This window comes from Janthinobacterium sp. ROICE36 (assembly GCF_002869965.1).
In the GTDB taxonomy this organism is placed as follows: domain Bacteria; phylum Pseudomonadota; class Gammaproteobacteria; order Burkholderiales; family Burkholderiaceae_D; genus Janthinobacterium.
In genome coordinates, this window is sequence record NZ_PEBS01000014.1 from 61,666 (window position 1) to 86,667 (window position 25,002).

The 25,002-nt window shown below is 62.5% G+C and carries 23 protein-coding genes, 4 tRNA genes and 1 pseudogene; 17 read left to right on the top strand and 11 right to left on the bottom strand.

Annotated features, from left to right (window positions below):
• Positions 1-69: 69 nt before the first annotated feature.
• The 5 genes from CSZ94_RS08255 (at position 70) to CSZ94_RS08275 (ending at position 4,374) form a co-directional block, all read left to right on the top strand.
• Complete coding sequence (locus CSZ94_RS08255) at positions 70-984, top strand: NAD-dependent epimerase/dehydratase family protein (protein WP_102121066.1); 915 nt, start codon at positions 70-72, stop codon at positions 982-984.
• Between the two features lie 108 nt (positions 985-1,092).
• A complete protein-coding gene (locus CSZ94_RS08260; RefSeq protein WP_258000844.1) occupies positions 1,093-1,746 on the top strand; it encodes a LiaF transmembrane domain-containing protein in 654 nt (217 codons plus the stop codon).
• Positions 1,736-2,551, top strand: coding sequence for a LiaI-LiaF-like domain-containing protein (locus CSZ94_RS08265; RefSeq protein WP_102121067.1), 816 nt, complete (start codon positions 1,736-1,738; stop codon positions 2,549-2,551). Before CSZ94_RS08260 ends, CSZ94_RS08265 begins: the two co-directional genes overlap by 11 nt.
• A gap of 6 nt (positions 2,552-2,557) precedes the next feature.
• Positions 2,558-3,634, top strand: a complete 1,077-nt coding sequence (locus CSZ94_RS08270) for a sensor histidine kinase (RefSeq protein WP_102121068.1) — start codon at positions 2,558-2,560, stop codon at positions 3,632-3,634.
• A gap of 11 nt (positions 3,635-3,645) precedes the next feature.
• Positions 3,646-4,374: a LytR/AlgR family response regulator transcription factor gene (locus tag CSZ94_RS08275; protein WP_102121069.1), complete on the top strand. Its 729-nt coding sequence runs from the start codon at positions 3,646-3,648 to the stop codon at positions 4,372-4,374.
• Here CSZ94_RS08275 and CSZ94_RS08280 read toward each other — a convergent pair.
• The 3 genes from CSZ94_RS08280 to CSZ94_RS08290 form a co-directional block, all read right to left on the bottom strand.
• Positions 4,360-6,615: an ATP-dependent DNA helicase gene (locus tag CSZ94_RS08280; protein ID WP_102121070.1), complete on the bottom strand. Its 2,256-nt coding sequence runs from the start codon at positions 6,613-6,615 to the stop codon at positions 4,360-4,362. The two genes, CSZ94_RS08275 and CSZ94_RS08280, sit on opposite strands and share 15 nt — an antisense overlap.
• Positions 6,612-8,261, bottom strand: coding sequence for a VRR-NUC domain-containing protein (locus CSZ94_RS08285; protein ID WP_102121071.1), 1,650 nt, complete (start codon positions 8,259-8,261; stop codon positions 6,612-6,614). The genes CSZ94_RS08280 and CSZ94_RS08285 overlap by 4 nt, the downstream gene beginning before the upstream one ends.
• 94 nt (positions 8,262-8,355) lie before the next feature.
• Positions 8,356-9,060, bottom strand: a complete 705-nt coding sequence (locus CSZ94_RS08290; RefSeq protein ID WP_102121072.1) for an SMI1/KNR4 family protein — start codon at positions 9,058-9,060, stop codon at positions 8,356-8,358.
• 148 nt (positions 9,061-9,208) lie between these two features.
• On the opposite strand from CSZ94_RS08290, the gene CSZ94_RS08295 reads away from it, so the two are divergent.
• Together CSZ94_RS08295 and CSZ94_RS08300 are read left to right on the top strand one after the other, a co-directional pair.
• Positions 9,209-10,426, top strand: a complete 1,218-nt coding sequence (locus CSZ94_RS08295; protein ID WP_102121073.1) for an MFS transporter — start codon at positions 9,209-9,211, stop codon at positions 10,424-10,426.
• On the top strand, positions 10,423-11,055 hold the full coding sequence (locus CSZ94_RS08300; RefSeq protein ID WP_102121074.1) for a helix-turn-helix transcriptional regulator: 633 nt from the start codon (positions 10,423-10,425) through the stop codon (positions 11,053-11,055). Before CSZ94_RS08295 ends, CSZ94_RS08300 begins: the two co-directional genes overlap by 4 nt.
• Positions 11,056-11,081: 26 nt before the next feature.
• On the opposite strand, the gene phaP is transcribed toward CSZ94_RS08300, so the two are convergent.
• The 4 genes from phaP to CSZ94_RS08320 all read right to left on the bottom strand — a co-directional run bounded on the left by phaP (position 11,082) and on the right by CSZ94_RS08320 (position 14,812).
• Positions 11,082-11,681: a TIGR01841 family phasin gene (gene phaP, locus CSZ94_RS08305; RefSeq protein ID WP_102121075.1), complete on the bottom strand. Its 600-nt coding sequence runs from the start codon at positions 11,679-11,681 to the stop codon at positions 11,082-11,084.
• Positions 11,682-11,788: 107 nt separating this feature from the next.
• Complete coding sequence (locus CSZ94_RS08310; RefSeq protein ID WP_102121076.1) at positions 11,789-11,983, bottom strand: hypothetical protein; 195 nt, start codon at positions 11,981-11,983, stop codon at positions 11,789-11,791.
• 47 nt (positions 11,984-12,030) lie between these two features.
• A complete protein-coding gene (locus tag CSZ94_RS08315) occupies positions 12,031-14,283 on the bottom strand; it encodes an ATP-binding protein (protein WP_102121077.1) in 2,253 nt (750 codons plus the stop codon).
• 103 nt (positions 14,284-14,386) lie between these two features.
• Complete coding sequence (locus CSZ94_RS08320; RefSeq protein WP_102121078.1) at positions 14,387-14,812, bottom strand: winged helix-turn-helix transcriptional regulator; 426 nt, start codon at positions 14,810-14,812, stop codon at positions 14,387-14,389.
• Positions 14,813-14,929: 117 nt separating this feature from the next.
• Between CSZ94_RS08320 and CSZ94_RS08325 the strand changes: the two genes are divergently transcribed.
• Positions 14,930-15,781, top strand: a complete 852-nt coding sequence (locus CSZ94_RS08325) for an SDR family oxidoreductase (RefSeq protein WP_102121079.1) — start codon at positions 14,930-14,932, stop codon at positions 15,779-15,781.
• 96 nt (positions 15,782-15,877) lie between these two features.
• On the opposite strand, the gene CSZ94_RS08330 is transcribed toward CSZ94_RS08325, so the two are convergent.
• The 4 genes from CSZ94_RS08330 to CSZ94_RS08345 all read right to left on the bottom strand — a co-directional run bounded on the left by CSZ94_RS08330 (position 15,878) and on the right by CSZ94_RS08345 (position 16,656).
• Positions 15,878-15,962: transfer RNA gene (locus CSZ94_RS08330), tRNA-Leu, on the bottom strand.
• A gap of 71 nt (positions 15,963-16,033) precedes the next feature.
• Positions 16,034-16,118: transfer RNA gene (locus CSZ94_RS08335), tRNA-Leu, on the bottom strand.
• A 68-nt stretch (positions 16,119-16,186) separates the two neighbouring features.
• Positions 16,187-16,271, bottom strand: a tRNA-Leu gene (locus CSZ94_RS08340).
• 300 nt (positions 16,272-16,571) lie between these two features.
• A tRNA-Leu gene (locus CSZ94_RS08345) sits at positions 16,572-16,656 on the bottom strand.
• Between the two features lie 379 nt (positions 16,657-17,035).
• Here CSZ94_RS08345 and rnr point away from each other — a divergent pair.
• The 9 genes and pseudogenes from rnr (at position 17,036) to CSZ94_RS08385 (ending at position 24,972) form a co-directional block, all read left to right on the top strand.
• Positions 17,036-19,564, top strand: coding sequence for a ribonuclease R (gene rnr, locus CSZ94_RS08350; RefSeq protein WP_102121080.1), 2,529 nt, complete (start codon positions 17,036-17,038; stop codon positions 19,562-19,564).
• Between the two features lie 15 nt (positions 19,565-19,579).
• Entirely contained in the window at positions 19,580-20,323 is a 744-nt protein-coding gene (rlmB, locus tag CSZ94_RS08355; RefSeq protein WP_102121081.1) for a 23S rRNA (guanosine(2251)-2'-O)-methyltransferase RlmB, read from the top strand.
• 134 nt (positions 20,324-20,457) lie between these two features.
• Complete coding sequence (cysE, locus tag CSZ94_RS08360) at positions 20,458-21,207, top strand: serine O-acetyltransferase (protein ID WP_102121082.1); 750 nt, start codon at positions 20,458-20,460, stop codon at positions 21,205-21,207.
• A 10-nt stretch (positions 21,208-21,217) separates the two neighbouring features.
• Positions 21,218-21,916, top strand: a complete 699-nt coding sequence (locus tag CSZ94_RS08365) for a YceH family protein (RefSeq protein ID WP_102121083.1) — start codon at positions 21,218-21,220, stop codon at positions 21,914-21,916.
• A gap of 14 nt (positions 21,917-21,930) precedes the next feature.
• Positions 21,931-22,023 (top strand): DUF2199 domain-containing protein, encoded by a 93-nt coding sequence (locus CSZ94_RS28545; RefSeq protein ID WP_258000845.1) that lies wholly within the window; start codon positions 21,931-21,933, stop codon positions 22,021-22,023.
• A 24-nt stretch (positions 22,024-22,047) separates the two neighbouring features.
• Positions 22,048-22,299: pseudogene (locus CSZ94_RS08370) on the top strand (DUF2199 domain-containing protein); the annotation flags it as partial.
• Positions 22,300-22,490: 191 nt separating this feature from the next.
• On the top strand, positions 22,491-22,763 hold the full coding sequence (locus CSZ94_RS08375) for a hypothetical protein (protein ID WP_146009772.1): 273 nt from the start codon (positions 22,491-22,493) through the stop codon (positions 22,761-22,763).
• A gap of 114 nt (positions 22,764-22,877) precedes the next feature.
• Entirely contained in the window at positions 22,878-23,417 is a 540-nt protein-coding gene (locus CSZ94_RS08380) for a hypothetical protein (protein WP_102121085.1), read from the top strand.
• Between the two features lie 85 nt (positions 23,418-23,502).
• Positions 23,503-24,972, top strand: coding sequence for a serine hydrolase domain-containing protein (locus tag CSZ94_RS08385; protein WP_180977402.1), 1,470 nt, complete (start codon positions 23,503-23,505; stop codon positions 24,970-24,972).
• Positions 24,973-25,002 lie beyond the last annotated feature (30 nt).

Genomic DNA, 25,002 nt, shown 5'->3' on the forward strand with positions numbered 1-25,002 from the left:
GAAAGACGAAAGCGGGCATACTTTGTTCATGTGATCGCAATTGATCTGAACCAACAAAGGAGCAAGGGCATGAAAGTATTTCTGACAGGCGCGGCAGGTTTCATTGGCAGTTCCATCGCGGCGGGTCTCGTGCGCGCCGGCCATCAGGTCACGGGGCTCGTGCGCAAACAGGAACAGGTGGCCGAGCTGGCTACCATAGGCGTGCACGGTATCGTCGGCACCTCGAACGACCGCGAGCTGCTCATGGAGCAGGCGAAGGCGGCGGATGCCGTCATCAATGCGGCCAGCAGCGACCATCGGGGCGCAGTGGACGCCATCCTCGACGCGCTGGCCGGCACCAACAAGCCGTTCCTGCACACGAGCGGCTCGTCCATCGTGGGCGACGCGTCGGGCGGCGAGGGCACGCAACAGATTTATTATGAAGACAAGCTGCCGGCGCCCACGGCCGACAAGGCGGCCCGGGTCGCCATCGATGAGCTGGTTCTGGCCAGCGCCGCGCAAGGTGTGCGCGCCAGCGTGCTGTGCAACACCTTGATCTACGGCCACGGCGCCTTGCCGCGCGACAGCGTGCAATTGCCCCGTTTGCTCAAGCAGGCGCGCAAGAGCGGCATCGTGCGCCACGTGGGGCCGGGCCGCAATAGTTGGTCCAATGTGCATATCGACGATGTCGTCAGCCTGTATCTGCTGGCGCTGGAAAAGTCGCCCGCTGGCACCTTTTACTTTGTCGAGTCGGGCGAAGCGGCCTTCCGCGACATGACGGCCGCCATCGCCAAGGCACTGGATCTGGGTCCTGCGCAGGATTGGCCGCTGCCCGAGGCGATAGCCGAATGGGGCGACGAGATGGCGTCCTACGGCCTCGGTTCCAACAGCCGCGTGCGCGGCGCACGGGCGCGCACCCTGCTGGGCTGGCAGCCGCAGGGTCCATCCGTGTTGGCATGGATCGAGAACGACATGCTGCAGGCGCCGCACGCCGTCGCCGTTTGATGTAGCTCAGCAAAACCCCATCAGTGTGCGCTAGCGAACGGTGCTGTATGGCGATCGGGAGTATGATGGCTCTGCTTGGTTGAGACGCACTGCCGTGAAGTTGGCGGCATGTTCGATCTTCCAGCAGGTCAGCCGGTCGCCTCAAGGATCGGCACCAGATTTCCGCTGCCCGCGCGTTGGCGCCATGCGGCTGAGCACTGCAACTCCAGCGCGGTGCGTATTGCGAACCCCTTCAAGGCCGGCCTAGCCGGTCTTTTTTTGCCTGTTGTTGCCGCCGCCGCGCCATTCACCGCCGCCTGTCCGCCATTCGCCGAAACGGTGTTTTCGCGCGCCCGAAATCCGCGTATCTTGACGATCAACCAACTTCAAGGGGTGATCGTGAAACCTGAACCTGCCTATTGCCGCCGTACCCAGCTGCTGTGGGGCGTGCTGCTGATCGCTATCGGCGCCGTCATCCTGCTGGACCGGCTCGATGTGATCTATCTCCACGATTACTATGCACTATGGCATTATTGGCCGCTGATACTGCTCGTCTTTGGCCTCAACAAGCTGCTCACGCCCGTGTCCGCCAAGCAGGTGCTGAGTGGCCTGTGGCTGATCTTTTTCGCTGCATGGTGGTATGTGTCGTACGAAGAACTGTGGAACTTGACCTTCTACAATAGCTGGCCGGCCTTGCTGATCGCCTGGGGCGTGGGCCTGGTGCTGGAACCGCTGCTGAACAAACATTTTATTGCCTATCGGGAGTCCGAGCATGACAAATAAACCGCCGCTGCACTCGCCATCGCAGATTGTGCTGGGCCTCATCGTCATCGGCCTGGGGCTGTTGTTCCTGCTCGATAACCTGGGTTTCATCAATGTGCGCTACACCTTCCGCTTCTGGCCCACGGCGCTGATCGTGTTTGGCTTGCTGAAACTGTCGCAAAGCCGCAGCGCGAACGGTTATTTGCTGGGCGGCATGCTGGTGCTGCTGGGCGTGGTCTGGACCCTCAAGCACATGGGTATCTTCTACCTGAACTGGGACTTGCTGTGGCCCTTGCTGATCATCGGCCTGGGCGTGGCCGTGGTGTCGAAGTCCTTGCCCGGCGCGCAGCAACGCCAGCGGCGCCGGCGCTTTGCTGCGCCGCAAGACGGCACGCCAGCGCCTGACTCTTTCGGTCAGGCCGGGAATGGCGCCGTGTCGCTCGACAAGGATGCCGCCGATGCCACTGCAGCGCCCGGCGCCGACGGGCAGGCGGACGATGACAGCATCATCGAAGTGACGGCCATCCTGGGCGGCTATGTGCGGCGCGTGTCGTCGCAGCGCTTCAGGGGTGGCGATATCAATGTCATCATGGCCGGCTGCGAAATCGACTTGCGCCAGGCGTCGATAGACGGTGAAGCCGTGCTCAACGTATTTGCCCTGTGCGGCGGCGTCACCATCAAGATTCCGCCCGACTGGAGCGTGGTGCTGCAGGGCACGCCCATCCTGGGCGGCTTCGAAGAAAAAACCATCGTGCCGCCGAACCAGAACAAGCGTTTGTACGTGACCGGCTACGCCATCATGGGCGGCCTGGAAATTCGCAACTAGGCGCGCATGTCCGGGCCCTTGTCGAAGCGGCGTGGCGCCGTGGCCGTGGTAGTGGTCTGCCTGGCGCTGGGCTTTGCCCTGGCCGCCATCCTGGCCAGGGTGGTCCATGCGCCCTGGCTCAACGCCGTCTTGCTGGTGGTGCCCGCCACGCTCGTGTATGCGATCGGTTCGGGTTTTTCCGCATTTTACCTGTGCCGCGCCTACCCCTTGCACGCCCGCCATCCGCTCGCCATTGCCGGCGTGATGGGCGTGGCGGCCCTGTTTGCGGGCTTGCTGTGGGCCACCCTGCTGCAATTTTTGAACAGCCTCAGTCTGTTGACGGAGCTGCGCTGGCTGGGCGTGAACCTGACGCAGTCGCTGCTGGCCCTGTTCTTCGGCCTGGGCGTGCTGCTGTATTGCCTGGCTGCCGCCGTGCATTATCTGTTGCTGGAATTCGTGCGTGCCAAGATGGCCGAGCAGCGGGGCCTGGAAGCGCAGCTGATGGCGCAGGAAGCGCAATTGCGTATGCTGCGCACGCAGATCGACCCGCATTTCCTGTTCAACAGCCTGAACTCCATCAGCGCCCTGACGTCCATCGATGCGGCTGGCGCGCGCCAGATGACGATACAGCTGGCCAGTTTCTTTCGCCAGAGCCTGAGCCTGGAAGCGCACAAGCACATCAGCGTGGAACAGGAGCTGGTGCTGATCCGCCACTTTCTCGCCATCGAGCAGGTGCGTTTCGGCGCGCGCCTGCAAGTGGCGGTAGCCATCGACGACGCCGCGCTGGCCTGCCTGCTGCCGCCCATGCTGATACAGCCGCTGGTGGAAAATGCCGTCAAGCACGGTATCTGCGGCTTGACGGAGGGCGGCTTGATCGATATCGAGGTGCGGCGCGCGGGCAGCCTGCTGCAGATTGCCGTACGCAATCCCGTTGATGTGGATCAAGGGCTAGCGCGCGGCAAGGGTGTGGGGCTGGAGAATGTGCGTCAGCGCCTGACCGGCGCGTATGGCCACGAGGCCAGCGTGCACTGGGGCCGGCGCGATGGCCATTTCGAAGTGATGATTTCCATGCCGGCGCAGACCGGCGACACGGAGGAAGCATGAAGCAGGCAAGAATGCGGGTCGCCATCGTCGACGATGAGCTGCTGGCACGTAGCGTGCTGCGTGAATACCTGGCGCGCCATGACGATCTCGACATCGTGGCCGAGTGCGCCAACGGCTTCGACGCCGTCAAGGCCATCGCGGAACTGGAACCGGAACTGGTGTTTCTCGACATCCAGATGCCGCGCCTGGACGGCTTCGAGGTAGCGGAGCTGATCGGCGCGAAGGCAAAGCTGATCTTTGTCACGGCCTATGACCAGTACGCCTTGAAAGCGTTCGAATGCCATGCCCTGGACTATCTGTTGAAACCGTTCAGCGAACAGTGCTTCGAGCAGGCGCTGGCGCATGCGCGCGCCAACCGCAGCACGCCCGAGACGGTGCGCACGGCGGCGCGCGAGGCGGCCGCGCGCGCCGCGCCCCTGGACCGCGTGCTGATACGCGATGGCGCCAAGGTCCATGTGATCGCCAGCGCCCGCATCGATTACATCGAGGCGCAGGACGATTACATCAGCATCCGCTCCGAAGGCAAGTCCTACCTGAAAAGCCAGACGCTGGCGCAACTGGAAACCCAGCTCGATCCTGCCAAGTTCCTGCGCGTGCACAGGTCGTATCTGCTCAATATCGACGGCATTCGCCGCATCGAGGCGGCCACCAGGGATAGTCACGTGGCCATCTTGCGCGATGACACGAGGATACCCGTGAGCAAGGCGGGCTACCAGAAGCTGAAGTTACTGGTTGGCTAGCTGCACATCCCACCAGGTGGGCAAGAGTTGCCGGATTTCCGGGCGCGAAAAGCGGTCGTCGATCAGATACACGACGCCCTTGTCCGACTGCGTGCGGATGACCCTGCCGGCCGCTTGCACCACCTTTTGCATGCCCGGGTACAAATACGTGTAGTCGTAGCCGGCGCCGAAGAGGTCGCCCATGCGCTGGCGGATCTGTTCGTTGACGGGATTGATCTGCGGCAAACCCAGGGTGGCGATGAAGGCGCCGATCAGGCGCGCGCCCGGCAAGTCGATGCCTTCGCCGAAGGCGCCGCCCAGTACGGCAAAGCCGATGCCGCGCGTGTCCAGCCCGAAACGACCGAGGAATTGCGCGCGGGCACTATCGTCCATGCGGCGCGGCTGCTGCCAGATGGGCACATCGGGATAATGCTGTGCAAACAGGGTGGCCGTCTTTTCCATGTAGTCGAAGCTGCTGAAGAAGGCCAGGTAGTTGCCCGGCGTTTCCGCGTACTGGCGCGCCATCAGCTGGGCGATGGGCAGCAGCGAGGCGGCGCGGTGCTGGTAGCGCGTGGAAATGCTGTCGGCCACGCGCACGGACAGCTGTTCTGCCTGGAACGGCGATTCCACGTCGACCCAGGCCGTGTCGGCCGGCATGCCCAGGGTGTCGCTGTAGTAATTCCAGGGACTCAGGGTGGCGGAAAACAGTGCCGTGCTGTGGCTGGCCGCGAAGCGTTCCTTGAGGAAGGGCGCCGGGACGATGTTGCGGATGCACACGGTCGTACCCGTCTCCGTTTTGCTGACGTCGAACAGCGAATGCGCGCCGAAACTCTCTGCCAGGCGATTGATCAGCAGCACGTCGAAATAGAAACGCTGCAAATCGTCATCCAGCCCCCCCGCGTGGTCGGCCAGGTAGTCGCCGATGGCCGTCGCCACCCCTTGCAAGGCGCCAAAGAATTTGTCCGGCAAGGCCGCATGCACGTGATAGTCGCCATCCTGTTCTTTCAGCAAGGCCGTCCACTGGCGCGAGAGGCGGTCCAGCGGCTTTTTCAAGGTATCGGGCGCGAACTTGCGCAGCATTTTCAGATTGATCTGCGCCAGTTCGGCCGAATACATGCTGCGCGCGCGCGACACCATATTGTGCGCTTCGTCGACCAGCACGTTGACTTTCCAGTCGTGGGCCAGGGTCATGCCGTACAGCATGGCGCTGAGGTCGAAATAGTAATTGTAGTCGCCGATGACGACATCGCTCCAGCGCGCCAGCTCCATGCCCAGGTAGTAGGGGCAAATACCCTGTTGCAAGGCGATGGCGCGCACGGCTTCCTTGTCCAGTATCAAGCCGCTGGCCAGCGCGACTTCGCGCGCCAGTGGCAAGCGGTCATAAAAACCCTTGGCCAGCGGACACGATTCGCCGTGGCAGGCCTTGTCAGGATGCACGCAGGCGCTGGTCTTGGCGCTCAGTTCCAGCACGCGCAAAGGCAGCAGCGGGGCGCTGTCTTTCAGGATGGCGCAGGCGTCGAGCGCCATTTGCCGCCCGGGCACCTTGGAGGCGAGGAAAAACAGTTTATCGAGGCCATGCGCGGCCGTGGCTTTCAACATGGGAAACAGGCTGCCCACCGTCTTGCCGATACCCGTGGGCGCCTGCGCCAGCAAGCCGCAGCCGCGGCTGCTGGCCTTGTACATGGCTTCGGCCAATTGGCGCTGGCCCGGACGGAAGTCGGCATGGGGGAAGGCCATGCTGGTGAGCTGCACATCGCGGTTGGCGCGGTGCGCCATTTCCTGCTCGGCCCAGTCGAGGAAGAGGGCGCAATGCTGTTCGAAGAACAGACGCAGTGCTTCGGCCGTGCATTCCTCATGCATGAGCGTTTCCTTCTGGCTGGCGATGTCGAAATACACGAGCGCCACGCGCAGCATGGGCAAGTTCAGCTGCTGGCACAGCAAGTGGCCGTAGATGCGCGCCTGCGCCCAGTGCAGCTGGCGGTGGTTGGCTGGCATGGCGTCCAGCTCGCCCCGGTAGGTCTTGATTTCTTCCAGTTGGCGCCGCGCGGGATCATAGCCATCGGCGCGGCCCCGCACATGCAGGGGGCCGAAGTCGCCGGAAAGACTGATTTCGCGTTGGTAATCGTCGTCGCGCCGGCCCGTGACGGTGGCGTGGCCGGCCATGCCTTCCTGCGCCGTGGGCGACGGTGTGAAACGCAAGTCCAGGTCGCCCACCTTGGCCGTGAATTCGCACAGGGCGCGTACGGCGATCGTGTACTTCATGCTGGCTCCCACTGCAGGTAGCACACGCTGACGGGCATGGCGTGCTCGGCGCAATACGCGATCCAGCGCAGCTGGTTGTCTTGCAAGCGGTCGCCGGGACCCTTGACTTCGATCATGCGGTAGCGCTGCTCGGCCGGCCAGAACTGGATTAAATCAGGCAAGCCGCTGCGGTTGCTTTTGATATCGAGCAAGATGCGTTCAAACGCCTTTTTCAGATGAAAGGCCGGAATGCAGCTCAGCGCCAGGTCCAGCAAGCCGTCGTCCAGCACTTCCCAGCTGACAAAGGGCGAGACGATGCCATGCTTGGCTGCAAGCGTGGCGCGGATGGCGGCCCCATAGCTGCCGTCGTCCAGTTGCGCCAGGCAGGCGGCGAAGTCCGTGCTGCGGCGCGGGTAAAAATCGGCGCTGTGCAAGTCGGCCGGCCCCCGGTGGAACGGGTGGAAGAAGGCGCCCGGCATGGCCTTGAAGATGGCGGGCCAGCACAGCAGGCCGAACAGCGAGTTGATCAGGGTGTTTTCCACGTAGTACACGGGCGCGTCATCCTGCATCAAGTGCTGTTGCACCACCGCTTCCACATAGCATGCTTCGCCTGGATGCGGCAGCAGCAGGTCGATGCGCTCCACGGCCGCCGCCGCGCTGGCTGCCAGCTTCGCATGGCCCAGCTTGCGTCGCAAACGGGGCGCCATGCGCAGCAGCAATTGCTGTTCCGCTTCGCTTTCCGGCGCTGCCAGCGCGAGCGTCAGGCGCTCGTAGGCCGCTTGCGTCTGCTCATCTTTTTCCAGCACGCGGATGGCGCGGCCGCGCGCGCCCGGGTAGCGGCAATCGGCATAGGCGCGGTAGGCGGCGGGCCAGTCCTGGCATTTCTCCAGGTGCTGGGCGATCTGGAAGCGCAGCTTGTCGCGCCGGCTGGCCAGCCAGGTATTGTCCCGTGACAAGGGCAGTGCCGCCAGTTCCTGCAGCACTTCGTCTGCCGGCGCACTGTCGTTGTAGCGTTCGCGGCACTGGTGCAGCACTTCGTAGTGCTCGATATCCTGGCGCGTGCGAAAGCCCCGCGATTGCGGCGAAAACTCCACTTTTTCATACTGGTACACACCGAGGTCGGAGAGCACGAATTCCGACCAGTCCTGGTGATAGTTGCCAAAATAAATCAGGCGCAGGCGGTCGCACAGCGCTTGCAGGCCGATGCGGTACAGCACGTCGGTGCAGGCTGGATGCCATGCAGAAAACGGTTTTTCGTCCGCATGCTGTTCGCGCAAGGCATCCAGCTGCTCGGACTTGCGCGCCGCCTTCAGGGGCGCGGCGAGGCTGAAGGCCTGGACGATTTCCCCTTTCAGCAGTTGCTCGAACAGTGTATCGAGCGCAATAGCAGGATCGGCTACCACCCAGCCCGTGGCCAGCAAGGGAAGGGCGGCCGCGCGCGTGTCGCCGATTTCCGGGTAATTGAGCTTGCTGGCGCGAAACAGACAGCCCTTGCGCATGACGAGGCGCACGAACAGCGCGCGCGACGGCTGCGGCAGTGCGCCGAATGCGGCGATGAATTGCGTTTCTTCAGCACTCAGCAGATCGGCGTAACGCGCGCCTATCCAGCTCAGCACATCCTGGAAATTATCCAGATAATACAGGGGATTTTCCAGGACTCTCAGCATAGCAATGTTAATAAGGCAAGATACAAGGTGATCGGTTTTACTGTGTTTATATACAGCTTAAACCTTCCGTCGCCGCTTGCCCAGCGAATTATGTTCAGCCAGCCGTGCTGTAGGCAAAACAGCTGTCGAAGTTTTCGTAGGGAATGAATTCCTCGCGCAGGCTGGCCAGTTCGATATCGGTCAGCAAACCCCGATGTGCCTCTTTTCTTCCTTTGGGCAGCACCACCTCGTAATGGACGATGTCCCTGGCCAGCAGCGCGGACAGGACCTGCGCCTGTTCCGGCTTCAGGTAGCGCGCATGCGTGGCCAGGGTCTTTGCCAGTTGATCCTTGAAGTCCGCGTCGCTGACCTCGTTGTAACTATCCTGCTCGGCCATGCTGTTCAACAACATGTGAAACATAAAATCTTGCAGGTTTTTCGCCAGGTACTGGGCTTCATTCTGGTCGTGCCACAGCAGCACGATGGGCAGCTCGCCATCGTGCTGGCCTGACGCAAAAAAACAGTAGTGGTCGCCCGCGCCCGTTTGCGCGAACGGGATGAACTGGTAGGCGGGGTCGATGTGCCGATAGTCGTCCGCGTCCAGCAAGGTTTCCACTGCTTCGGCAACGGCCTCGATATTGAGCAATTCGAAATCGTCCGCATGCAGCAGCAAGGTGGGATGATCCTTTAATGTGGGAAACACCAGCTTGTACCAGTCGGGGCCGTATTCGCCCACGGCCAGCATGTCGTCGCGCTCCAACTGCCGGTACAGAGCGGGATAGGTGAAGCCGTGTTGCTGTTCAATTTCTGACAATCTCATGTTTGCTCTGTTCAAGGTGATTCATGGGGCAATGATAGCCGAGGCGATGGCTTGCACGGCAACAATGATGGGCATAATTAATAAACATTTTAGTTTACTTATATGACATGGTCACGTAGTCTTGCCAGACAATAGCCATCGAGCCCGCATGAAAAACATCATTTTAATTTCCGCCGCCTGTTTGCTGGCCCTGCTGTCGACCATCGGCGCCTCGCTGCCATACCCTATCCTGCCGCCTTTGTTCGCCGCCGAGGCGCCGAACGCCTTCAATAATTTCCTGGGCTTGCCGTCGAAACTGCTGTTCGGCCTGGCGCTGACCATCAACCCGCTGGGCTTGCTGATCGGCTCGGCGGTGCTGGGGCCCCTGTCCGACCGCTATGGCCGCCGTCCCTTGCTGATGCGCACGGCCGTGGGCGCCGCCATTGGCCACGCCATCACGGCCTGGGCGCTGCTGATCCAGTCCTACCCGCTGTTCATCGTCGCCCGTTTCATCACCGGTTTGCTGGAGGGCAACGGCGCCGTGGCGCGCGCCATGCTGGCCGACCAACTGACGGGACCGCTGCGCCTGCGCGCCATGTCCTGGCTGAATGGCGCGTTTTACCTGGGCTGGCTGGTGGGCCCCATCCTGGCGGGCGCGACGCTGCATTGGGGCGTGACGGTGCCGTTCTGGATTGCCGCCGCCGCCCTGATGCTCGTCGCCGTGCTGGTAGCCGCCGGCTTGCCGCGTGAAACACCGTCCCTGCTGACGACGTCGTGGTGGCAAGTGGCGCGCGACCGGCATTCCCTGAACCTGCTGCGCCATGCCGAGCTACGCACCCTGTTCATCGTGCAACTGGCGCTGACCTGCGGGGTGGCCAGTTTTTACGAGTTTTATCCGCTGTGGCTGGTTGAAACGGCCGCTTACCGTGCGCAGGAGATTGCCTGGGTGAATGTGGGCCTGTGCGGCACGATGACCGTCACTTCGCTGCTGGCGGGCGGCCCCAGCCGCCATGCGCCCTTGTTGCGTGCCAGCTGGTATGCCTGCGGCGTGGCGCTGGCCGTAGGGATATTGGCGCTGGGCAATATCTGGGTGGGCATCGCCGCCATCGTCCTGTTCGGCATTCCGAATGCCTTGTACAACACGGTGATACAGGGCTGGTGCGCCGAGCGCTTCAGCGCGCACGGGCAGGGCGCCGTGATGGGCTTGTTGGCCACCACCTTTTGCATCGCCAACATCGTCGTGGCCCTGAGCGGCTCGCTGCTGACCCTGATCGACACGCGGCTGATCCTCGTTGCGGGTGCCGTGTCCGCCGCTTGGGCTGCCTGGCGCATGGCGTCCTGGCGCCGCCAGCTGGACGACGCCGTCGACGCCAAGGCGGTGGCATGAGCGCGAACACGTCCGAACAGACGCTGTTCCTGCTGAAGATGCGCGGGCCGCAGACGGCGCAGCAGCTGGCGGCCTTGCTCGATATCACCTCCATGGGCGCGCGGCGCCAGCTCGAGGCGGCGCAGGACAAGGGCCTGGTGGCGCACGCGGATGTGGCGGACAAGGTGGGCCGCCCGTCGCGGCGCTGGCAACTGACGCCAGCGGGCCACGCGCGCTTTCCCGACCGCCATGCCGACCTGGCCTTGGAATTGATTACGCAAGTGAAAGCCCTGTTCGGCGACGAGGGCTTGGATAAACTGATCGGTGCGCGCGAGCGCAGCAGCGAGCTGGCCTATGGCAGGCTGGTCGACCCGCAGCTTGCGCTGGCGCAAAGAGTGGATAGTCTGGCGCGCGCGCGCGATGGCGAGGGCTACATGGCCCATGCCGAGCCGCAGGACGATGGCAGTGTCTTGCTGGTGGAAAACCATTGCCCGATGTGCGCGGCGGCCACGGTGTGTCAGAATTTCTGTCGCTCGGAGCTGGCCATCTTTCAGCGGGTATTGGGAGAGGACTGCACGGTGGAGCGCAGCGAGTATCTGCTGGAGGGGGGAAGGCGCTGCGTGTACCGGATCATGCCTATCGGAACCTGAGGACTCAGGCCCCGATAGTGGCAAACTTACTTCTTGGCAGCCTTCGGCTTGGCAGCAGGCGCCGCCTTTTCAGCCGCAGCTTGTACGCCTGCCGTGGCCTGCGCCACTTGCGCGCTGGCCTTGGCAATTTGATCTTCCACGGTTTTCACGGCTTGTTTGGTGGCCTTGGTCACTTGCTCGTAGCCAAGGAAGGCATTGTCGATGGCGGCCTTGACGATGGCTACGGCGTTTTCCGAGCCCGGCGGCACGTTTTTCGTGACGTCGTAGATCAGGGCGCTCAAATTGCTTTTCGCTTCGGCCACGTGGGCTTCCGCGGCCGTGGTGAATTCCGTGTGGATTTCCTTGATGATGTCGTCGAGTTGCTGTTTATACGCTTTCGCGCCGGCCACGCCCGGTTGCAACTGGGCGGCGGCGGCGGCCATGGCGGCCTTCGGATCCTTGGCCTGGCTGATTTCCTTGCCGGCGGCAAGGCCTTCCTCGATGCCGGACTTGGCGGTGGCCATGTTCAGTGCCAGCACCTGTTCCACGCCTTGCACGGCCTTGGAGGTGAGGGTGTTGAAGGTCATCAGCTGGAATTCAAACAGGGCCTTGGTGGCCGATGCGAATTGTTCTGGATTCGTAAACATGTGGTCTCCTCGGTTTGAATAGATACGTTCTTATCGTTCCATACTCTTTCGACGCCGCAATGCCATCGCTTGATCTCAAGCCGGTGCCCCGTGTGGTCATGACACCATTATTTAGCAAGCGCCGGTTTTTCGCAACGGCTATCTTTATACGGTCCCGAGGCCAGCTCCCAGCCAAATCCCAGGGTGGACTGGGCACACGACAGGGTGCCGTCGATCTTGCTGCGCCACTGGTACCAGGGCGCCGGTCCGGCCGAGGCGCAGGCGCAGGCTGCCAGCAGGGTCGTGGCAATCAGGTATTTCATAAGTGCTCCGAAAGAAAAGCCTGCAGGCATTGTAGCGCGCTTGCCGTTCAGGGAGGGGGCGATTGCGGCGCCGCAGCGGGCAGCTGCAGGGTGAAGGTGGTGCCGCTGCCGGCGCCGGTGCTGCTGGTGGCGTCGATATGGCCGCCCAGCACGCCCGTGACGATGTTGTGCGCCACGTGCAGGCCCAGGCCCGAGCCGCCCGAACCGAGCTTGGTCGTGAAGAAGGGGTCGTAGACATGCGCCAGGTCGTCGGCGGCGATGCCCACGCCCGTGTCGCTGATGGACAGGATGATCGTCTGCCCGTCGTCGCTGCCGCGCGCGGTGATGGCGATATTGCCGCCGCTGCAGCCCTCGAAGGCATGGCGCTGGCAGTTTTCCAGCAGGTTGCTCAGCACCTGGCCCAGCGGACCGGGATAGCTGTCCATGGCCAGGCCGTCCGGCACGTCCTGCGTCAGGCTCAGGCCGGCGGCCTTGAGGGGCGTCGACATGGGCAGCATCAGTTCGGCGATGAACTGGCGCAGCAGGAAGTGGCGGCGTTGCGAGCTGGCGCGGTCGACGGCGATCTGCTTGAAGCTGGAGACCAGGTCGGCGGCGCGCTGCAAGTTGCGCAGCATGATGGCGTCGGCCTCGCTGGCCTGGGTCAGGTAGGCGCCCAGTTCGGAGCGGCGCAAGCCATCGAGGAAGCTGGCCTGGATTTCGCGCGTGCGTTCGGCCATGGTGGTGGCTACCACCAGGCCGTTGCCGATCGGCGTATTGAGTTCATGCGCGATGCCGGCCACCAGCGCACCGAGCGCGGCCAGCTTGTCGCGGCGCACCAGTTCTTCCTGTGTGATGGACAGGTTTTCCAGCGCAGCGGCCAATTCCAGGTTGGTTTGCTCCGATTGTTCCTTGGCCTGCGTCAAGGCCGCCGTGCGTTCATCCACCAGCTCTTCCAGGTGGGTGCGGTGACGCTGCAGCTCGCGTTCATGGCGCATGCGGCCGATGGCGATGCCGGCCAGGTCGGTGGCCGTGTCGATCAGCTCCAGGTCGCGCGCATCGGGCTTGCGCACTTCGCGGTAATACATGGCGAACGAACCGAGGACGGCGCCATCCTGACCGAAGATGGGGCGCGACCAGCAGGCGCGCAAACCGAACGGCGCCGCCAGCTCGCGGTAGGGCGCCCACAGCGGGTCTTGCATGATGTCGGCGACCACCACCAGTTCGCGCAGGAACATGGCCGTGCCGCAAGACCCCACGCCGGGACCGATGGCCACGTCTTCGAGCAGGGCCATGTACTCGGGCGGCAGGCTGGGTCCGGCCGCGCTGTGCATGCGGATGCCGTCGTCATCGAGCAGCATGATGGAGCAGACCACGCCGCGCGACTGGCCTTCGATCAGCAGCAGCAGCTGGTTCAGGGTGGGGATCAGAGGAGCGCCCTTGGCGACCATTTCCAGCAAGTCGCTCTGGCCCGCGCGCATGGCTTCGGCGAGATTGCGTTCGGTCAAATCGATGATGCGCGCATGCACGAGCTGGCGGCCCGGCACGGACAGGCGCATCAAACGGATTTCGCAGGCGATCGGGTGGCTGTCGCGGTGGCAGCAGCTGGCGCGGAAGACGACGATCTTGCCTTGCAAGGTATCGGCGATCTTCTCTTCCAGCAATTGCGGCGAGGCGCGGCCATCGTCCTGATGCCTGGGGAATAGCGGCTCCATGCCGCCTTGCAGCAGCTCGGCCAGCGGCAGGCCGAACAATTCTTCGGCCAGGTGGTTGGCGTCGATCAGCAGGCGGTTGTCGATATCGAACAGCAGCACGGCATCGGGCGAGCCGGCCAGGATGGAATGGTAATTGACTTCCAGCGTTTGCGGATGCAGGGGCCGCGGTGGCGTGGCGGGAATGGCGCAGGGGCGGTCGGCGGGCGTTGCGGCCTTGTGCAGCGCCAGTTCCATGAGGATTTTCTCCGCCACGTCGCGCGCATTGAACGGCATCTTGATGTAGTCGGAAGCGCCAGCGCCCACGCTGCGTCCCTGTTCCTCGGCGCTGGGGGTGGCTGACATCAGCAGCAGCGGCACGCCATGGCGTGCGCCCGCATTGCGCAGGCGCATGCAGGTGGCGCCGATATTCGCGCCGGCCAGGGCCGCGTCGAGCAGGATCAGGTCTGTGCCGCCGGCCGCCAGTTCCACGCCTTCGTCGATATCGCCCGCCAGTCCCGTGCCCAGGTTATGCCGGTCCAGCACATACAGCAGTTCGCGCACATCGTTAGGCGAATTGCTTACCAGTAGCACGTTGGCCCGGTCGGCGTTGGAGGAAATCAACTGATTCATGGTGTCGCGTCCTTACGCGTATCGTGAGGCTAGTATTACATCAAGGCAAGTAGGAGTAAACGATAATTCTTGATAAGCAAAAGCAATGCGTTTGCGCGCTGTTTTACGCTGCGTTTTGCGCGTTCTGCGGCGCCAGTTCGGCGCGCGCCTGTTCGATGCGCGGGTAATTATCCTCGATCCAGTCGACCAGCACGGCCAGGCGTTCGGCCGCTTCGTGTCCCAGCGGCGTGAGGCTGTATTCCACCTTGGGCGGTATCACCAGATACGCCTGGCGCAGCACGAAGCCGTCGCCCGCCAGCGCTTCCAGGGTTTGCGCCAGCATTTTTTCGCTGACCCCGCCCACTTCGCGGCGCAGTTCGCTGAAGCGCCGCGTGCCGCTCAGCAGTAGTACCAGTACCAGCACGGCCCAGCGGCTGGTCAGATGGCTGAGCACGGCGCGCGATGGGCAGGCGGCCGCCAGCAGTTGCGCTCCCTGGCCTTGCCGGGCGAGGGCGGCGCGCAGGCTGGCGCCGGGAGTGTCTCTGGACATGATAGTTGGCCTTCATTGTTCTAGTGTTAATTGATACTTACCAAAAGGTACGTACTTACAATAAGTAAGTAATAGTCCTATTATAGGGTTTTACCCGTCACCCTCCAAGGAAAAATCATGATCGTCATCACCGGCGCCACAGGCAATCTGGGCCAGCACGTCATCGCCAGCCTGCTCGCATCCATACCCGCAGCCAGCATCATCGCCGCCGTGCGCAATCCGGCCAAGGCCGCCAACCTGGCTGCAATGGGCGTGCAAGTGCGCCAGGCCGATTACAACGATGGCGCCAGCCTCGATGCGGCGTTCAAGGGCGCAAGGAAGATTTTGCTGATTTCGTCGAGCGAAGTGGGCCAGCGCGCGCAGCAGCACCAGAATGTCATCGATGCGGCCAAGCGCGCCGGCGTGGCCTTGCTGGCCTACACCAGCGTCTTGCGCGCCGACACGTCGCCGCTGGGCCTGGCTGCCGAGCACGTCATCACGGAAGCGGCCATCCGCGCCTCCAGTCTGCCGTATACTTTCCTGCGCAATGGCTGGTACCTGGAAAACCATACGGAACACCTGGCGCCTGTGCTTGAGCATGGCGTCGTGCTGGGCGCGGCGCAGGATGGCCGTTTCTCGTCGGCCGCGCGTCTTGACTACGCCGCCGCCGCCGCTGCCGTCCTGATGGCGGCCCAGCCGCAAGCCGTGTACGAGCTGGCGGGCGACCACGGCTTTACCCTGGCCGAGTACGCCGCTGAAGTGGCGCGCCAGACGGGCAAGGCGATTGTGTATAAAGATTTGCCGCAGGCGGACTTCAAGGCGGCGCTGGTGAGCGTGGGCGTGCCGGAGGGGTTTGCCGATCTGCTGGCCGATTCCGATGCGGGCGTGGCCAAGGGCGGCCTGGAAGACAATGGCAAGCAATTGAGCGCGCTGATAGGCCGTCCGACGACGACCCTGTTTGACGCCGTGAAGGCGGCGCTGGAAAAATAAGGGGAGGGGGCCGCAGCTTGGGAAGACCGCGCGGCATCCGGTATGAAAAAAGCCGCAAACTCGTGAAAATTTGCGGCTTTTTTGCGAATGAGGTAATGGTGCCCACGAAGGGACTCGAACCCCTACACCCGAAGGCACATGGACCTGAACCATGCGCGTCTACCAATTCCGCCACGTGGGCACTGATGCTGCTTATTACTGCTGTATCTCACTACTGTACTGCGGACTACAACGAAAACAAGTCGTTGCTGGTGGTGCCCACGAAGGGACTCGAACCCCTACACCCGAAGGCACATGGACCTGAACCATGCGCGTCTACCAATTCCGCCACGTGGGCATTGTGCTGCTTGCGTCAACTACTTACTGCTTTACTGCGGATCACAACAATCAACAACTTGTTGCTGGTGGTGCCCACGAAGGGACTCGAACCCCTACACCCGAAGGCACATGGACCTGAACCATGCGCGTCTACCAATTCCGCCACGTGGGCATTCTTACTGCTTGCTGCTTCACGCTGCGTGTTCTGCAGCGAGGACAAAATCATAAGGGCTGGCGCGCATTCGGTCAATCAACATTTTGCACTTTTCTTCAAGAAACATGTTTTTTCGCCTGAAAAGGACTGCCTCCTATGAAAAAAAGTCAAATCTGCCTCTTTTTTCAGCGACTTTCCGCCGGTTTCCGTCGGCAGGCGTGCCGGCTTGCTCGGCGGCCGGGAGGTAGGGATTTTCGCCGCAGAAATGAAAAAAGCCGCAAACTCGTGAAAGTTTGCGGCTTTTTGCGAATGAGGTAATGGTGCCCACGAAGGGACTCGAACCCCTACACCCGAAGGCACATGGACCTGAACCATGCGCGTCTACCAATTCCGCCACGTGGGCACTGATACTGCTTGTTGCTAAATAACTTAGCAACAATTCTGCTATTATAGCGGCTTGAAGAGTTTTGCGCCAGATGAGCATTCGCTCCATACTGCACATCAACCCTGTACCGCTTTCCTGCAACTGCATCCCCGTGAAGGTTTGTCGCTGCAAGAGGGTTGGATTATAGAGCAATATTTGCCGAAGTCAAAGGCATTGCGCAGCTTTTCTCCTTTTTTTCATCGGCGGGGCACTTGTTCGGTTTTCGCTACGCTGTCCGTTAGGCAAACCAAGGCGTCCTCCGGTACACTACCGGACATCACCGTGTCAATATTGACGGTGATGTCATCGGTCTTTGTCTTCCGTTTGATCACTGTCAATAACAACTATAGAAATACTTTTGAGCCAAAATACCCACACCATCCCCAGCCGGGAGGACATTCTCGGCATATTCCGTAGCGTCAGCGCGCCTCTCGATCCGCAGTCTCTCGGGAAAACGCTGCAAGTGCATGCCGATTCCATGGATGTCCTGGTCCGTCGCCTGAAGGCGATGGAGCGCGACGGCCAGCTGAAGTCTGATGCCAGCGGTGTTTTCAGCCTGGCCGACCAGAGCGCGCTTGTCGCCGGTCGCGTCACCAGCCACCGCGATGGCTTCGGTTTCGTCATTCCCGACGACGCCAGCGCCGACCTGTTCCTGCCTGAGAAAGAAATGCAGAAAGTCCTGCATGGCGACAAGGTCATGGCCCGCATCGTCGGCACGGACCGCCGCGGCCGCCCGGAAGGCACGATCGTGGAAGTCACTTACCGCGCGAATAGCCACGTCATCGGCCGTTTGACCCAGGAAAACGGCACCTGGGTCGTGGCGCCGGAAGACCAGCGCATCGGCCAGGATATCCTGGTGACCGGTTCGGTGGGCAAGGCGAAGGCTGGCCAGATCGTCAGCGTCGAGCTGACCGAGCAACCGATGCGCTTCAAACAGCCGGTCGGCAAGATCGTCGAAGTGCTTGGTGCGCTCGATGACCCCGGCATGGAAATTGAAATTGCCGTACGTAAATTCAACGTACCGCATATTTTCTCCGCTGCCGCCCTGAAACAGGCAGAAAAACTGCCGTTTGACGTGCGCGAGGCCGACCTGAAAGAGCGTGTCGACCTGCGCGACGTGCCGCTCGTCACCATCGACGGCGAAGACGCGCGCGATTTCGACGATGCCGTGTATTGCGAACCCGTCAAGATCGGCCGCGCCAACTGCTTCCGCCTGATCGTGGCGATTGCCGACGTCAGCCATTATGTGAAGCCGAACGACGCGCTCGATGCCGATGCGCTCGAACGCAGCACGTCCGTCTACTTCCCGCGCCGCGTGATCCCGATGCTGCCGGAAAAACTCTCGAATGGCCTGTGCTCGCTGAACCCGGCCGTCGACCGATTGACCCTCGTCTGCGACGCCGTCGTCAGCGACAAGGGCGAGCTGAAGGCATACCAGTTCTACCCGGCCGTGATCCATTCGGCCGCGCGCCTCACGTATGACGAAGTCGCTGCCGTGCTGGGCAACACCAAGGGACCCGAAGCGGTGCGCCGCGCGGACATCCTGCCGCACCTGCAAAACCTGGAAGCGGTCTACCGCGCCTTGCTGAAAGCACGCACGGAGCGGGGCGCCATCGATTTCGAGACGACGGAAACGTATATCGTCTGCAATAGCGCCGGCAAGATCGAAAAGATCATCCCCCGCACGCGCAATGAAGCGCACAAGATTATCGAAGAGTGCATGCTGGCGGCCAACGTTTGCGCGGCCGACTTGCTGCTGCGCAACAAGCATCCGGGCACTTACCGCATCCACGCCAGCCCGACCAAGGAAAAGCTCACGCAGGTGCGCACCTTCCTCAAGCAGGTTGGCCTGAACCTGACGGGCGGCGACACGCCATCGGCATCGGATTACCAGACGCTGATGCAGCAGATCAAGCTGCGTCCCGACGCGGCCCTGCTGCAAACGATGCTGCTGCGCTCGATGCAGCAAGCCGTCTACAGCCCGGACAATATCGGCCACTTCGGCCTGGCCTACGAGGCGTATGCCCACTTCACCAGCCCGATCCGCCGCTATCCCGACTTGCTGACGCACCGCGCCATCAAGGCTATTTTGCAAGGCAAGAAATACGAGCCGAAGCTGTCCGATAAAATCGTGTTGAACACCAACGTGTCGAACGCCACGCGCAAGCAGCAGGCCAAGGACAAGGCCGACGGCAAGCCGAAGAAGACCGACCTGACGATCTGGGACGCGCTGGGCGTGCATTGCTCGGCCAACGAGCGCCGCGCCGATGAAGCGTCGCGCGACGTGGAAGCCTGGCTGAAGTGCTACTTCATGCAAGATAAATTGGGCGAAGAATTCACCGGCACCATCACGGGCGTGACCACCTTCGGCGTGTTCGTGCAGCTCGACACCCTGTTTGTCGAAGGCCTGGTGCATGTCACCGAGCTGGGCACCGACTACTTCCAGTACGACGATGCGCGCCATGAATTGCGCGGCGAACGCACGGGAAAACGTTATCAATTGACCGACCGTCTGACGGTGCAAGTGGCGCGTGTCGACCTGGAAACGCGCAAGATCGACCTGCGTCTGGTGACCGATGCGGAACTGGCGGGCGAAGAAGCGCCGGCCAAGCCGAACGGCGGCGGCAAGCGCAAGGGCGAAAAAAAATCCATGGTCAAGCCCGGTCCCGCGACCGAGCAGCGCCATGAGATCAAGGCCGGCAATGGTTCAGGCGGTCGTTCCAACGGCGCAAAGGCGCAAGCCAAGCCTGCAGCCAAGGCAGCCCTGAAGGAAGCCCCTAAGGCGGCCGCCGCGCCGACGCGCAGCAAGAAACCAGCCGCGGCACCCGCTGCGGCGGCACCACGTGCAGCAAAAACTGTATCAAAATCAAGCAAGAACAAGCGATAAAAGAAGCGATAACACATGAAGAATAAAATGATTTTCGGCTTCCACGCCGTCACCTCGCGTTTGCGTCACGAAGCGTCGTCCGTGGAAGAAATTTTCGTCGATGCCAGCCGCGTTGACGGCCGCATGAAGGACATGATCGCCGCTGCCAAGGCGGCCAATGTGCGCGTCATGCCCGTCGATTCGTCGCGTCTGGACAAGATCGTCGGCACGCGCCGCCACCAGGGCGTGATCGCCTTTGCGTCGCAGCTGTCGCTGGCGCGCAATCTCGATGAGCTGCTGGACGCCATCGATGGCCCACCGCTGCTGTTGATACTCGACCGCATCACCGATCCGCACAACCTGGGCGCCTGCCTGCGCGTGGCCGACGGCGTCGGCGCACATGCTGTCATCGTGCCGAAGGACCGCGCCGTGGGCTTGAATACCACGGCCGCCAAGGTCGCCAGCGGCGCCGCCGAAACCGTCCCGTACATCACCGTGACGAATCTGGCGCGCACCATGCGTGAACTGAAGGAGCGCGGCATCTGGCTGATCGGCACCACCGACGATGGCGAAAAAGGTTTGTACGAAGCCGATTTCACAGGCCCGACGGCCCTGGTCATGGGTTCCGAAGGCGAAGGCATGCGCCGCTTGACGCGCGACACCTGCGACATCCTCGTCAGCATCCCGATGTTTGGCTCCGTCGAGAGTCTGAACGTGTCGGTCGCTTCCGGCGTGTGTTTGTACGAAGCGCGCCGCCAGCGCATCGCCCTGGAAGCCTAAAAACCTCCTGACGGTTTTGTAGCGCTGCCAAAAAAATCTGCCGCCGCCCTTGAGGCGGCGGTTGTTTATCTGCCTCTCCGGCAGCACGCCGCCGAATACGCTACCATTTGCGTTCCACCTTATCCGTTTTCATTATGTTCCACCACCTGCGCGAAGACATCAACAGCATCATCGAACGGGACCCCGCCGCCCGCAATGGCTGGGAGGTGCTGACCTGTTACCCGGGCTTGCACGCCATCGTCATGCACGGCTGGGCGCACTGGTGCTGGACGCGGCACATGCAGTGGGTGGGGCGCTTCATTTCGTATATCGCCCGCATCATCACGGGCATCGAAATCCATCCCGGCGCTGTCATCGGCCGGCGCGTCTTCATCGACCATGGCTTCGGCGTAGTGATCGGCGAGACGGCCATCGTCGGCGATGACTGCACCATCTACCAGGGCGTGACCCTGGGCGGCACGTCGCTGCACACCGGCGCCAAGCGCCATCCGACCTTGGAGCGCGGCGTCATCGTCGGTGCCGGCGCCCAGGTGCTGGGCAGCTTCACGGTGGGCGAGTATGCCAAGGTGGGTTCGAACGCCGTGCTGTTGAAACCCGTGCCGTCCGGCGCCACGGCCGTGGGCAACCCGGCGCACATCGTGCAAAAGGATGTCAACGCCTTGCGCGAGGGCAGCACGGCGCATTTGTTTGCCGCGTATGGCGTCACGCCGAACGGCGACGATCCGCTGTCGAAAGCCCTGCAAGGCTTGATCACGCATGCCGTGGCGCAGGAACAGCGCATCGAAACCATCCTCGCCACCCTGAAGGCGGCGGGCATCTGCTGCCAGGCTGTGCCTGAGTGTGATAAATTCGATTCCGAGAAAATGAACAAGCTGGTTGATTAAGGATATAGGCATGAACACTGATGTGACGGCAGGCGAAAAAAGCACTGACAATCCGAATCTGCTCGACCCCTTCGCGATCCGCGTGCTGGCCGTGCTGGCCGAAAAGGAAGCGCTGACGCCGGACAGCTATCCGCTGTCGCTGAATGCCCTGACGAATGGCTGCAACCAGCTGTCCAGCCGCGACCCGGTCATGGTCCTGTCCGAGGAAACCGTGTACGACGTGCTGCAGCGCCTGATGCAGCGCAAATTCGTCAACGGCATCACGCAGGCGGGCGCGCGCGTCGCCAAGTATGAACACCGCATGCGCATCAAGTGGTCGCTGGAACAGGATAAACTGGCCATCCTGACGATCTTGATGCTGCGCGGCTTGCAGACGGCGGGCGAGATCCGCAGCCGCAGCGGCCGCGTGCATGAATTCAAGGCCGTGGCGGAAGTGGAATCCGGCCTGCAGTTCCTGATCGACAAATATCCGCCGCTGGTGGCCAGGCTGGCTGTCGCCCCCGGCGCCAAGGAACCGCGCTATGGCCACTTGCTGGGCGGCGAGGAAGCGCTGGCGCAGTGCGAGACGGCGGCCGGTTTTGCGGGCGCCGTCAGCGCGCCGCAGCAGGGCAGCCGCGTGGCCCAGCTGGAACAGGAAGTACTGCAATTGCGCAGCGACTTCGATGGCCTGGCGGCGCAGTTCGAGGCGTTCCGCAAGCAGTTCGAGTAAAGCGGCATCGGCGCGTGACGTTTTCTTTCCTGTGCCGCTCCTGCGGCGATACCCACACGGGCATGCCCAGCTTCGGCGCCGATGCGCCGTTCAGCTGGGGCGTGTAGGTATTCCTCGGCGGCGACAGCTTCGACGCCTGGGATGCCTGCTTCCACGATGCGCAGCGTTCGCACATCGGCCCCTTCTTCGGCTGGCTCAGCACGCGCCTGCCTGCCTATCCCGACACCCTGAACCTGAAAACCCGCGTGCACCTCATCGACGACGGCCTGCGTCCGTCCATCGAGCTGGAGCCGACGGACCACCCGCTGGCCGTGGAGCAGCGCGATGGCACCACCGCCGAACGGCTAGCCGGGCTGTACGCGCAGCTGCTGCATGGCAGCTGACCGCCCGCCAGGTGCCGCTGTCGAGCTCATCGACTGCGCCATGGGCTCGTCGCGACAGCATAGGCCGCAATGCATGCGAATGTGACAATGTGTGACTTTTTTTGCATGGTATTTCGTTATGCTCTCGTGCCGCCATCCCATACGGTGAATCATCCGCCACGCTGACGGGCGGCCTGGCGGTACAGACATGCATGCAACTACAGGCGGAGAGCGATATGGTAGTGTTAAAGGGTATCTTGTTGTTGTTTATCATCTTTTTTGGCATCCCCAACCAGATCATCGACTACAAGCACCGCAAGAAAAAAGCCTATGAGCCAGGAGATGCGTGGGCCTATTATTCCAGGCTGAGCAAGGAGGGCAGCGCCGAGGGCAAGTTCATGATGTGCTCGACCTACTGCGGCATTGCCTTCATCGTAGTCGTTCTGGCGTATCTCGCCTTGGGCTTGTTTACCACCTACCGGTGACTGCCTGCGGCCGGCAAGGCCCGGCCACCCCGTGGTTCGACCAGCACGGTCCCGCCTGCCGTGGCGTTGCCTGCACGCGTATCGGCCATTTACCTCCTCATCCAAAGGGAATTTATGAAGTTTGCAATTCAAGTCGTACTGGGCCTGTCGCTGGTCTGCGCAGGCCCCGCATGTGCCGCTGCCGCCGCGCCGGCAACGCAGTCCGCCGCACCCGCGCCGGTACACCTCAAGGCCGTGCAGGATCTGCTAGGCGCGATGCAGATTGAAAAATTGCTGAAAGGCGTCGCCGCCCGCAGCCGCTACGCTGGCGAAAGCCAGAAGCAAGCCGTGCTGGCCAAGCTCGACAAGACTCCACCCGCAGAGATTTACCAGCGCCTGGCGCCTGCGCTCACGCGCGTCATTTCCGCCGATACGGCCACCGAGATGTACCGCTTCTATACCACCCCCTACGGCAAGCAGGTCATCCACAAGAAGTACAACTCCGCTGCCCAGCTCATCATGCCGGGCATGACGGCAGCCGTTGCGCCGGAAGAAAAGAAGGAGCGCAAGCGGGCCGCGTACGTGAAGGCGAGCAAGGAGCTTGCGGAGGATGAACCGGCGATCGAGCACGAAGCGTTCAAGCTGCTGCAAGCGATCAACAAGGAAAAGCGCTGAGCTGCGGGGCAGTCTGCCTTGCAGTATGGAAAGTAGGTTCTTCCGATGGCATGCACGCCGCCCTCGGCAACGAATTGGATGCCATATGATGATGCGATATGTCTTGACCTTGCTGCTGGCGGTAGGGGTGTTTGACGCGAATGCGCAGGGCGACAGCGGCGCAGTGACGGCCCGCAAGGCGCGGGTTGAGAACGGCTTGCTGCAGCCCGTTGCCGTGCGCGGGGCGCCAGTCCATGCCATGCGGCTGGCCGAGCGGATGCAGGCCCTGAACGTGCCGGGCGTGAGCATCGCCGTCATCAATGCCGGCGCGGTGGAATGGAGCGGCTCCTACGGCATTGCGAATGCGCGGACGGGCCGTCCCGTCACCTCCGGCACGCTGTTTCAGGTAGCCTCGATCGGCAAGCCGGTGGCCGCCCTGGTGGCGGTGCGGCTCGCGGCCGAGGGAAAGATTGATCTTGATGAAGACGTCAACCGGCGGCCGCGGCAGTGGCAGGTGCCCGGCGCGCAGCCGGTCGTGACGGCCCGGGCGCTGCTCAGCCATACCGCTGGCATGCCAACATTCGGCCTGCCGGGCTACGGCAGCGATGCACCGCAGCCGACGCTGCTGCAGGTATTGGCCGGCTCGCGCCCGGCGACGAATCCGCCCGTCACGATGGACACCCCCGTGGGCGGCCGCTACGCGTATTCCAGCCTTGGCTATGTTGTGCTTGAGCAATATCTGAATGACGCGACTGGCCGGCCGTTCGGCGTACTGGCCGATGAAACGGTATTTGCCCCGCTCGGCATGCGCGATACGCTCTATGCGCAGTCGCTGCCGCCAGCGCTCGCCACGCGCGCCGCATCTGGCCATGCGGCGGACGGCAGCGTTGTAGCCGGAAACTGGCGCGCCTATCCGGAACTGGCCGCAGCGGGGCTATGGAGCACGGCCCATGACCTGGCGCAGTTTGCGCTCGCCGTCCAGCGTGCCGCATCGGGACAGGATGGGCAGCTGATCACGCAGCAGCAGGCAAGGGCGATGCTGACGCCCGTGCGCGGCAGTTATGGCCTCGGTTTCGAACTCGATCATGCGGCAGCTGAACCGGCATTCCATCACAGCGGCTCGAATGCCGGCTACAAGGCGCTGCTGTTTGCGTATGAGCGTACGGGGCAGGGCGCGGTCATTCTCGCCAATGGGGATAACGGCTGGATGCTGATAGAAGAAATCGCGCGCAGCATTGCTGCCGAGTATGGATGGGAAGACTATCGCCCGAGGAAACGCGTCGCCGCCCAGCCGAATGTCGCGCTATTGGCCCGGTTTGCCGGTGATTTTGCCGTGTCCAACACGACGCTGCGCGTCAGCCACGAGAATGGTCATCTGTATATCGCCGGGCCGCCGGTCGGTCCGGTGCCAGTGGAATTGATCCCGGCAGGGGACTACGATTACTTCATGCGTGAAAAGGATGCCACATTGCATTTCGATAACAGTGGCGACGGCAGGATCCAGACACTCACCTTTGTCGATGGCCGGCCGCGCAAGGGTACTCGGCTTGCCGAGGCAGTGCCGCGCGTCGATTAGCGGGGCCAGGGCGCAGGGCGGCCGTGCGGC

Bases quoted from the DNA above. Each gene is read 5' to 3' on its own strand.
- CSZ94_RS08255 (WP_102121066.1), top strand. From the start codon at position 70: ATGAAAGTATTTCTGACAGGCGCGGCAGGTTTCATTGGCAGTTCCATC.
- CSZ94_RS08260 (WP_258000844.1), top strand. From the start codon at position 1,093: ATGTTCGATCTTCCAGCAGGTCAGCCGGTCGCCTCAAGGATCGGCACC.
- CSZ94_RS08265 (WP_102121067.1), top strand. From the start codon at position 1,736: ATGACAAATAAACCGCCGCTGCACTCGCCATCGCAGATTGTGCTGGGC.
- CSZ94_RS08270 (WP_102121068.1), top strand. From the start codon at position 2,558: ATGTCCGGGCCCTTGTCGAAGCGGCGTGGCGCCGTGGCCGTGGTAGTG.
- CSZ94_RS08275 (WP_102121069.1), top strand. From the start codon at position 3,646: ATGCGGGTCGCCATCGTCGACGATGAGCTGCTGGCACGTAGCGTGCTG.
- CSZ94_RS08280 (WP_102121070.1), bottom strand. From the start codon at position 6,615: ATGAAGTACACGATCGCCGTACGCGCCCTGTGCGAATTCACGGCCAAG.
- CSZ94_RS08285 (WP_102121071.1), bottom strand. From the start codon at position 8,261: ATGCTGAGAGTCCTGGAAAATCCCCTGTATTATCTGGATAATTTCCAG.
- CSZ94_RS08290 (WP_102121072.1), bottom strand. From the start codon at position 9,060: ATGAGATTGTCAGAAATTGAACAGCAACACGGCTTCACCTATCCCGCT.
- CSZ94_RS08295 (WP_102121073.1), top strand. From the start codon at position 9,209: ATGAAAAACATCATTTTAATTTCCGCCGCCTGTTTGCTGGCCCTGCTG.
- CSZ94_RS08300 (WP_102121074.1), top strand. From the start codon at position 10,423: ATGAGCGCGAACACGTCCGAACAGACGCTGTTCCTGCTGAAGATGCGC.
- phaP (WP_102121075.1), bottom strand. From the start codon at position 11,681: ATGTTTACGAATCCAGAACAATTCGCATCGGCCACCAAGGCCCTGTTT.
- CSZ94_RS08310 (WP_102121076.1), bottom strand. From the start codon at position 11,983: ATGAAATACCTGATTGCCACGACCCTGCTGGCAGCCTGCGCCTGCGCC.
- CSZ94_RS08315 (WP_102121077.1), bottom strand. From the start codon at position 14,283: ATGAATCAGTTGATTTCCTCCAACGCCGACCGGGCCAACGTGCTACTG.
- CSZ94_RS08320 (WP_102121078.1), bottom strand. From the start codon at position 14,812: ATGTCCAGAGACACTCCCGGCGCCAGCCTGCGCGCCGCCCTCGCCCGG.
- CSZ94_RS08325 (WP_102121079.1), top strand. From the start codon at position 14,930: ATGATCGTCATCACCGGCGCCACAGGCAATCTGGGCCAGCACGTCATC.
- rlmB (WP_102121081.1), top strand. From the start codon at position 19,580: ATGAAGAATAAAATGATTTTCGGCTTCCACGCCGTCACCTCGCGTTTG.
- cysE (WP_102121082.1), top strand. From the start codon at position 20,458: ATGTTCCACCACCTGCGCGAAGACATCAACAGCATCATCGAACGGGAC.
- CSZ94_RS08365 (WP_102121083.1), top strand. From the start codon at position 21,218: ATGAACACTGATGTGACGGCAGGCGAAAAAAGCACTGACAATCCGAAT.
- CSZ94_RS08375 (WP_146009772.1), top strand. From the start codon at position 22,491: ATGCAACTACAGGCGGAGAGCGATATGGTAGTGTTAAAGGGTATCTTG.
- CSZ94_RS08380 (WP_102121085.1), top strand. From the start codon at position 22,878: ATGAAGTTTGCAATTCAAGTCGTACTGGGCCTGTCGCTGGTCTGCGCA.
- CSZ94_RS08385 (WP_180977402.1), top strand. From the start codon at position 23,503: ATGATGATGCGATATGTCTTGACCTTGCTGCTGGCGGTAGGGGTGTTT.